This window comes from Kitasatospora sp. NPDC048194 (genome assembly GCF_043202455.1).
In the GTDB taxonomy this organism is placed as follows: Bacteria; Actinomycetota; Actinomycetes; order Streptomycetales; family Streptomycetaceae; genus Kitasatospora.
The window spans coordinates 1-1,311 of sequence record NZ_JBIDAK010000078.1 but is presented as its reverse complement, the minus strand read 5'-3'; the positions used below and the strand labels follow the sequence as shown (position 1 = coordinate 1,311).

Annotated in this window: 2 protein-coding genes; both read left to right on the top strand. The window is 69.3% G+C overall.

Features of this window, described 5'->3' with window-relative positions; all coding sequences use genetic code 11:
- Positions 1-51: 51 nt before the first annotated feature.
- Positions 52-369 carry a transposase gene (locus ACGF07_RS35620; RefSeq protein WP_362563609.1) on the top strand — a complete coding sequence of 106 codons (318 nt, stop codon included), beginning with the start codon at positions 52-54 and terminating at the stop codon, positions 367-369.
- The gene (locus ACGF07_RS35615) at positions 366-1,280 is read left to right on the top strand and encodes an IS3 family transposase (RefSeq protein ID WP_392905839.1); all 915 of its coding nucleotides are present in this window, start codon (positions 366-368) and stop codon (positions 1,278-1,280) included. Before ACGF07_RS35620 ends, ACGF07_RS35615 begins: the two co-directional genes overlap by 4 nt.
- Positions 1,281-1,311 lie beyond the last annotated feature (31 nt).

Genomic DNA, 1,311 nt, shown 5'->3' with positions numbered 1-1,311 from the left:
TGACATTCCCCTCGTAGCGTGGAGTCGTGACCAGAGGGGAAGTTGAGGGTCATGGCGGGGAAGAGGCGCTCGTACGACGCGGAGTTCCGCGCGGGGGCGGTACGGATCGTGACGGAGACCGGGAAGTCGGCCGCGGAGGTCGCGCGGGACCTGGGCGTGCAGCCGAGCACGCTGCAGAACTGGGTCCACCGTGCCCGGGCCCGTGCGGACGCGGAGGCGGCCGGGGGTCTGAGCGAGTCCGAGCGCGACGAGCTGCGCCGGCTGCGCGAGGAGAACGTCCGGCAGCGAAAGGAGATCGCCGAGCTCGGGATGGAGCGCGATGTCCTCAAGCGATCGGTGGTCCTATGGGTGAAGGAGGCGACGAAGTGACGGTTGCGGGCTTCATCGCCGACCAGAGGACCGAGCACGGCGTCCCGCACACCATCGCCTGCCGGGCCCTTGGAGTGTCCGAGTCCTGGTACTACAAGTGGCGCCGGCGCCCGGCCGAGCCGACCCGGCGCGAGGTGCGCCGGGCCGAACTCGTCGATCGGATACGGCACTTCTTCGCCGAGTCCGGCCACACCTACGGCTCGCCCAGGATCACTCTGGACCTGTGGGCGGAAGGCTGGCAGGTCTCGGAGAACACCGTCGCCAAGATCATGGCCGAGCTCGGCCTGCAGGGCCGCAAGCCCCCGCGCCGACGCCGGTCGCTGACCCGCCAGGGCAAGCGGAAGGCGGCCCGTGACCTGGTCAATCGGCATTTCGACGCCGTCGCGCCGAACGTTTTGTGGGTGGGCGACATGACCGAGATCGACACCGGCGAGGGCAAGCTCTACCTGGCCACCGTGATCGACCTGTTCTCGCGCCGTCTGCTCGGCTACGCGATGGGCGCCCACCATGATGCCGCCCTGGTCGGCGCCTCGCTCAAGATGGCCGCGGCCACCCGCGGTGGCCGGGTGGACGGCGTGATCTTTCACTCGGATCGCGGCAGCGAGTACAGCAGCGCGGCCTACAACCAGCTGTGCGATCGGCTCGGCGTGGTCCAGTCCATGGGGCGGGTCGGGTCGGCGCTGGACAACGCCGCCGCCGAGAGCTTCCACTCCACGATCAAGGTCGAGTACATCCACCGGCATCGCTTCGCCACCCGGACCGAGGCCCGCCTGAAGATCGCGACCTGGATCGCCGACTTCTACAACACCCGCCGCCGGCACAGCGCCGCCGGCGGTCTGCCGCCCGTGGAGTTCGAACGGATCATCAGCAGGGCACGAGCCGAGGCCCGTCAGGAGGCTCAGGCCGCATAGCGGAGGACTCCACGATTACAGGGGATTGACA

Bases quoted from the DNA above. Each gene is read 5' to 3' on its own strand.
- ACGF07_RS35620 (WP_362563609.1), top strand. From the start codon at position 52: ATGGCGGGGAAGAGGCGCTCGTACGACGCGGAGTTCCGCGCGGGGGCG.